The 6,000-nt window shown below is 62.2% G+C and carries 5 protein-coding genes, 4 tRNA genes and 1 pseudogene; 6 read left to right on the top strand and 4 right to left on the bottom strand.

Annotated elements, in window-relative coordinates; genetic code table 11:
- The first annotated feature begins 31 nt into the window (after positions 1 to 31).
- The 4 genes from AB5Y51_RS01220 (at position 32) to katG (ending at position 3,039) form a co-directional block, all read left to right on the top strand.
- A tRNA-Pro gene (locus AB5Y51_RS01220) sits at positions 32 to 108 on the top strand.
- 36 nt (positions 109 to 144) lie between these two features.
- A tRNA-Arg gene (locus AB5Y51_RS01225) sits at positions 145 to 221 on the top strand.
- 46 nt (positions 222 to 267) lie between these two features.
- A tRNA-His gene (locus AB5Y51_RS01230) sits at positions 268 to 343 on the top strand.
- Between the two features lie 521 nt (positions 344 to 864).
- Positions 865 to 3,039: a catalase/peroxidase HPI gene (gene katG / locus AB5Y51_RS01235; RefSeq protein WP_368177925.1), complete on the top strand. Its 2,175-nt coding sequence runs from the start codon at positions 865 to 867 to the stop codon at positions 3,037 to 3,039.
- Positions 3,040 to 3,153: 114 nt separating this feature from the next.
- On the opposite strand, the gene AB5Y51_RS01240 is transcribed toward katG, so the two are convergent.
- The 3 genes and pseudogenes from AB5Y51_RS01240 to AB5Y51_RS01250 form a co-directional block, all read right to left on the bottom strand.
- A complete protein-coding gene (locus tag AB5Y51_RS01240) occupies positions 3,154 to 3,918 on the bottom strand; it encodes a DeoR/GlpR family DNA-binding transcription regulator (RefSeq protein ID WP_368177930.1) in 765 nt (254 codons plus the stop codon).
- A 156-nt stretch (positions 3,919 to 4,074) separates the two neighbouring features.
- A pseudogene (locus AB5Y51_RS01245) lies at positions 4,075 to 4,188 on the bottom strand (HAD hydrolase family protein); the annotation flags it as partial.
- 9 nt (positions 4,189 to 4,197) lie between these two features.
- Positions 4,198 to 4,590, bottom strand: coding sequence for a hypothetical protein (locus tag AB5Y51_RS01250; protein ID WP_368177926.1), 393 nt, complete (start codon positions 4,588 to 4,590; stop codon positions 4,198 to 4,200).
- Positions 4,591 to 4,862: 272 nt separating this feature from the next.
- Here AB5Y51_RS01250 and AB5Y51_RS01255 point away from each other — a divergent pair, with 272 nt between their 5' ends.
- Together AB5Y51_RS01255 and AB5Y51_RS01260 are read left to right on the top strand one after the other, a co-directional pair.
- Positions 4,863 to 5,189, top strand: coding sequence for a hypothetical protein (locus tag AB5Y51_RS01255; protein ID WP_368177927.1), 327 nt, complete (start codon positions 4,863 to 4,865; stop codon positions 5,187 to 5,189).
- Complete coding sequence (locus AB5Y51_RS01260) at positions 5,186 to 5,701, top strand: phosphoribosyltransferase (RefSeq protein WP_368177928.1); 516 nt, start codon at positions 5,186 to 5,188, stop codon at positions 5,699 to 5,701. Before AB5Y51_RS01255 ends, AB5Y51_RS01260 begins: the two co-directional genes overlap by 4 nt.
- Before the next feature lie 216 nt (positions 5,702 to 5,917).
- On the opposite strand, the gene AB5Y51_RS01265 is transcribed toward AB5Y51_RS01260, so the two are convergent.
- Positions 5,918 to 5,999 (bottom strand) — tRNA-Ser (locus tag AB5Y51_RS01265).
- Position 6,000 lies beyond the last annotated feature (1 nt).

Consider the following 6,000-nt stretch of genomic DNA (forward strand, 5'->3'; position numbering starts at 1 on the left):
GCCGCCGAAGGTATGCTGGATGGCGAATTTTCGGTGATTAGCGCAGCCCGGTAGCGCATCTGGTTTGGGACCAGAGGGTCAAAGGTTCGAATCCTTTATCACCGACCAGGTTCATCGGGAAATCCCCGGATTTCTTGATACAACGCGCCCTTAGCTCAGTCGGATAGAGCAACGGCCTTCTAAGCCGTGGGTCGCAGGTTCGAATCCTGCAGGGCGCGCCATCGATACACATGAGTTTGATAGCTGTATCGAAGGCAGATTTCAGTGGTGGCTGTAGCTCAGTTGGTAGAGTCCCGGATTGTGATTCCGGTTGTCGTGGGTTCGAGCCCCATCAGCCACCCCATTATTCCCCTCCAGGCTGGGATCAGCCTGATGAGACAGCAGCACGCTGTCTGTTTGGACCGGCCACTGGCCGGTCTTTTTGTTTCTGCGCCGCCCGCTTTTTGGCGCAACGCCCCCACCCCATCCTCTGGCGCTCGGTGCCCTGCTCAGGACGCAGTCCGGACCGCCGTCACAAAAATGGGGTTTTCTGCCCCGCTCAAGACAAGCCCTCCTCATGCCATGACCCAGCGCAAGTCCAGGTCTGCTCCCTCGTGTTATGGATAAAAAGATTGATAACGCGGCTGCCAGGGCGCTCCTTCCTTCTCTTACCCCTTGTACAGGAGCAGCCAAATTCGATGGCACCGATTCATCTTTTCGTAATACGGTCATCCCATCCTTAATCAATTAGCTGAAATATAAGGAGTTATTGATATCCCCCCGATGCCGGTCCAAGGCCCAGCCTGTCAGATGCCCCGCCGGTTGCAGGAAAAGTTCCCATACTGAGTTGTCTGCATTGCACATGACTGCCAAGGAGAGACAGAGATGAGTGAAGAAAGCAAATGCCCCTTCAACCACACCGCCGGCGTCGGCAGAACCAATCGAGATTGGTGGCCGAACCAGTTGCGGCTGGATCTGCTGCATCAGCATTCCCCCGGCGCCGATCCCATGGACAAGGACTTTGACTACGCCAAGGCCTTCGCGAGCCTGGATTACAAGGCACTCAAGAAAGATCTGGTCAAGCTGATGACGGATTCCCAGGAGTGGTGGCCGGCGGACTTCGGTCACTACGGCCCCCAGTTCATCCGCATGACCTGGCATGCTGCGGGCACCTATCGCACCACCGACGGTCGCGGTGGCGGCGGCCGTGGCCAACAGCGCTTCGCCCCCCTCAACAGCTGGCCTGACAACGTCAACATCGACAAGTCCCGCCGCCTGCTCTGGCCCATCAAGCAGAAATACGGCAACAAGATCTCCTGGGCCGATCTGCTGATCCTCGCCGGCAACGTCGCCCTGGAGACCATGGGTTTTCGCACCTTCGGCTTTGGCGGTGGGCGGCCCGACGTGTGGGAGCCGGATCAGGACGTCAACTGGGGGGATGAAATTGCCTGGCTCGGGGTCGATCCCGATCGGGTCAAGGGCGATCGCGAGCTTACGGCCCCCTTCGGTGCCACCCACATGGGCCTCATCTACGTCAACCCGGAAGGGCCCAACGCCAGCGGTGACTACATGGAGGCTGCCAAGGACATCCGTTCCACCTTCGGTCGCATGGCCATGAACGATGAAGAGACGGTCGCCCTTATCGCGGGCGGCCACACCTTCGGCAAGGCCCACGGCGCCGCGCCCGAATCCCACAAGGGGCCAGAGCCGGAAGCCGCGCCTCTGGAGGCCCAGGGCCTCGGCTGGATGAGCGACTTCGGCAGCGGCCATGGCAAGGACACCGTCTCGAGCGGGCTCGAAGTGACCTGGACCAAGACACCGGCCCTGTGGAGCAACAACTTCTTTGAAAATCTGTTCAACTACGAGTGGGAGCTGACCAAGTCGCCTGCCGGCGCCAAGCAGTGGGTGGCCAAGGATGCACCGGAGATCATTCCCGATGCGCACATCCCGGGCAAGTTCCACAAGCCGACCATGCTCACTACCGACCTGACCCTGCGCTTTGACCCCGAGTTTGGCAAGATCTCCCGCCACTTCTACGAGGATCCGCAGGCCTTCGCCGATGCCTTCGCCCGCGCCTGGTTCAAGCTGACCCACCGTGACATGGGCCCCATCGCCCGCTACCTGGGGCCGGAGGTACCCAAAGAGGAGCTGATCTGGCAAGACCCCATCCCCGCCGTCAATCATCCCCTGATCGATGACAAGGACGTGGCCCTGCTCAAGGAGCAGATCCTGGCGACCTCCCTGTCCGTGGCCGAGCTGGTCTCCACCGCCTGGGCCTCCGCGTCCACCTTCCGTGGCTCTGACAAACGCGGTGGCGCCAACGGTGCCCGCATCCGGCTCGCCCCGCAAAAGGATTGGGCAGTCAACCAACCGGCACAGCTGGCCAAGGTCCTCAAGACCCTCGAAGGGATCCAGCAGGCCTTCAACGCCTCGGCCACCGGTGGCAAGAAGATATCCCTCGCCGATCTCATCGTGCTGGCGGGCGGCGTGGCTGTCGAGCAGGCCGCGAAGAGAGCCGGTGTCGCCGTGACCGTGCCCTTCACTCCGGGCCGGATGGATGCCTCCCAGGCCCAGACCGATGTGGACTCCTTCGCGGTGCTCGAGCCCCTCGCAGATGGATTTCGCAACTACGCGGGCGAGTGCGCGGGCTTCGCGGAGACCATGCTGATCGACAAGGCGCAGCTGCTCACCCTGAGTGCCCCCGAGATGACGGTACTGGTGGGTGGCATGCGGGTGCTCGGCACCAACGCGGGCAACTGCCACGGGGTCTTTACCGCCGCCCCGGGTACCCTCTCCAACGACTTCTTCGTCAACCTGCTCGACATGGGCACGGAGTGGAAACCGGCGGCGGGCAGCCAGGGAGTCTATGAAGGCCGTGATCGCCAGAGCGGCAAGGTGAAGTGGACCGGAACCCGGGTCGATCTGGTGTTCGGTTCCAACTCCCAGCTGCGCGCCCTGGCAGAGGTCTACGCCAGTGCGGATGCCAAGGAGAAGTTCGTGAAGGACTTCGTGGCGGCCTGGACCAAGGTGATGAACCTGGATCGCTTCGATCTCGCCTGATGACGCTGGCAGGTGCCCCGTTCCCGACGCCCCGGGAACGGGGCGTTTTTTATGGGCTGCTTCCAGCCCCCGGCCTCTCCCCGCTCTTCTCGCGACGGCGCAGCCTGCCCGGCGTCAGCCGGCGGTGATGACGGTGCAGCCCTCCCCTTCGAACGTCTTGACCAGGACCGGATCCTGCCGGGTGCAGATCAGGTAGTCGAGATCCGCAGCGTGCAGGAAGGGGTAGGAGGCCAGGGACTCCAGCTTGTCGTCATTGCACAGCACCGCCAGCGAGCCGCAACGCTCCGCGACCCGGCGCTTGAACTCGCTGTCCTGGTAATGCACGGCGCTGAAGCCGAGATCCGAGGACCAGGCACAGACCCCCAGGAAACCGAGGTCGAAGCGGAACTTTTTGATGCCCTCGGCCGCCGTGATGTCGACGGCCCCGCCGACCAGCGGATCCTGCTCGCCACCGATGAGGATGGTCCTGATGCCGGGTCTCTCCAGCAGCCGGCAGGCGATGGCCGGGCTGTTGGTCACCACCGTCAGGCTCTGGTGCTCCGGCATGAGGGAGGCCAGCAGCAGGTGGGTGCTGCTGGCATCCAGGAAGATCAGCTGGTTCGGTTTGACCAGGCTCAAGGCGGCCATGGCCAGGGCCTGCTTCTGCGCAACACGCTGGGTACTGCGCTCGGTCAGGGTCCCCGTCTGGGGCGACAGGGAGATGGCGCCACCGTGGATGCGCTTGCAGCGCCCCTCACCGGCCAGATAGCGCAGATCCCGCCTGATGGTCGCCTCCGTGGTGCCCAGCGGCTCCGCCAGCTCCGCCGCCATCACTTTGTGGTGCGCGGCCAGCAGATCCAGAATGAGGAGCCGTCGCTCCTCCGGTGAATACTTGTCCATGGTGTTCCCTTGTAATGGCCGGGCGATCACCGCCCGGCCCGCCTTACGCCCCCTGCCGCTGCAGTGCGAACAGTTGCAAGATGGTGTGCATGACGGCGTCTTCATCGTTCGAGCGGGTGATGAAATGGGCGGCATCCTTGGTCCGTCGTGGCCATTGCGCATGGCGAAACTGAAGTCGGCGCACGCCATCAGCTCGATGTCATTGAGCCCGTCGCCAAAGACCAGGGTCTCATGGCGACCGGCGCCGACCAGCTGCTGCAACCTGGCCACCGTTGTCCCCTAGTGCACGCCGGCATTGGCGATGTCTATCCACTGCTTGTCGGACGCCACTATGTAGGCCTCGTCATCACACTCGCCAAGCTGGCCCCGCAGATCCAGGCAGCGGCCCTGCTTGTCATAGACGGTGATCTTCACAACGTCCGCGGTGATGTCGCCAAAATCGGCGACCGTCTGCACCTGGGTGTAGGAGCGACGCACCAAGGCTTTCAGATGATCCGGCACCTCCTCCCGGATCGCCGCGCAGGCCGCCGTGCAGGCGATGACGATATGCTCGCCCGGCAGACGCGCCAACCGACGGATGATGGCCAGGCCCAGGGCGTTACCCAGCAGCGCCTCGACCCGGTCGACCTGTTTTCCCGTGCAGGGCGCAAAATGTATCCCCTGCTGCGCCATGGCGGCAACCACCTCGGCGAACAGGGCTCGGTTGTTATCCCCCCTGCTATATGAGGAAGGTGCCGTCCATGTCCGTGATGATGAGTTTGATCATGCTGTTACCTCGGATGTATGCATGCTGATCGCGGTCATCATATCGCCACAATGGACACACACAAACAAATACAAGATCATTTTTGTTCATATGAGCTCGAAATGATCATAGCATGACCTCCTCGCTCGGAGGATCCCAGGCACAGCCCCCTCCTTCGACTGTCATCCAAGGAGACCCCATGTTGTCCACACTCTCCAGTCGGCGGCCCCGGGGTGAGCGGCTCGCCAGCCGAGCCACCTTCTTCTGCTCGGGCTTTGCCACGGCGGCCTGGGCCTCCATCATCCCCTTAGCCAAACTGAACGCCCAGATAAGCGACGCCACCCTGGGCTATGTCGGGTTGCTCTCCAGCCCCTCCCTGGTCGGCTTTGTCGCCGACGCATTCGGTCTGCCGGCTGCCCTCCACGGCGTCGTTTTGCTGATGGTGCTGGCCCTGCTCCTCAGCAGAGGCGTGGGGCTGGCACCCCGGGCCACCCCTCTTTCTACAACCTGTCAGGAGCTGCCATGAGAAACCCTGTTTTCGGCGACGTGGTATTAAATACCGAGGACATTGCGCTCGGCGTCGAGGTCATCGCCAAACGGCTCAACGAGCGATTCACGGAGGCGGTGGTGATCACCGTGGTGCCGGGCGGCATGCTGTTTACCGCCGATGTCGTCAGGGCGCTGCGCTTTGATATCGCCCTGGACTACATCTCCTGCCCCCACACTCCGGGGGAGCGCCACAACGCCTCTCCCATCGTCTTTCACAACAATGTCGGCATCCAGGGCAGAGACGTCATCCTGATGGACGACGCCATCGAATCGGGGGGTACCATGAGGCGGCTGATCGCGCACCTGCAGGCGTTCGCGCCACGTTCCCTGTCCATCGCGACCCTGTTTGTCAAATCAGGGCGCGTGGCTATCCCCGCCGAGCAGTTTTATGCCTACGAGATGACGAGCGATGACCTGCTGGTGGGCTACGGCCTGCCCTGGGAGCACAAGTACCGGAATATCCCCTATGTCTCCAGGTTGAAGAGATAACGGGACGGGACAAGGTTAGGGAGCGATGAACCGATCAGGATAAACCTGACAGCAAGGGAGGCATTGACCAGACTACATCCCGGTGTCGCCCGGTGTACGGCCTATGCCACTCCAGCAGGGCTAGTCCACCCGCATGTCGATACCGGGTAGAGACCAGATTGCCGGTTACCGGAAAAACAAAAGGCCCCGTCTTGCGACGGGGCCTTTTGTTTTATTTGGCGGTGAGGGAGGGATTCGAACCCTCGATACGTTGCCGTATACACACTTTCCAGGCGTGCTCCTTCAGCCACTCGGACACC

Source organism: Aeromonas sp. R7-1 (assembly GCF_040908115.1).
GTDB classification, from domain to species: Bacteria; Pseudomonadota; Gammaproteobacteria; order Enterobacterales; family Aeromonadaceae; genus Aeromonas; species Aeromonas caviae.

What these genes read in the sequence shown, in the direction of transcription:
- katG (WP_368177925.1), top strand. Translation starts at nt 865, where the DNA reads ATGAGTGAAGAAAGCAAATGCCCCTTCAACCACACCGCCGGCGTCGGC.
- AB5Y51_RS01240 (WP_368177930.1), bottom strand. Translation starts at nt 3,918, where the DNA reads ATGGACAAGTATTCACCGGAGGAGCGACGGCTCCTCATTCTGGATCTG.
- AB5Y51_RS01250 (WP_368177926.1), bottom strand. Translation starts at nt 4,590, where the DNA reads ATGGCGCAGCAGGGGATACATTTTGCGCCCTGCACGGGAAAACAGGTC.
- AB5Y51_RS01255 (WP_368177927.1), top strand. Translation starts at nt 4,863, where the DNA reads ATGTTGTCCACACTCTCCAGTCGGCGGCCCCGGGGTGAGCGGCTCGCC.
- AB5Y51_RS01260 (WP_368177928.1), top strand. Translation starts at nt 5,186, where the DNA reads ATGAGAAACCCTGTTTTCGGCGACGTGGTATTAAATACCGAGGACATT.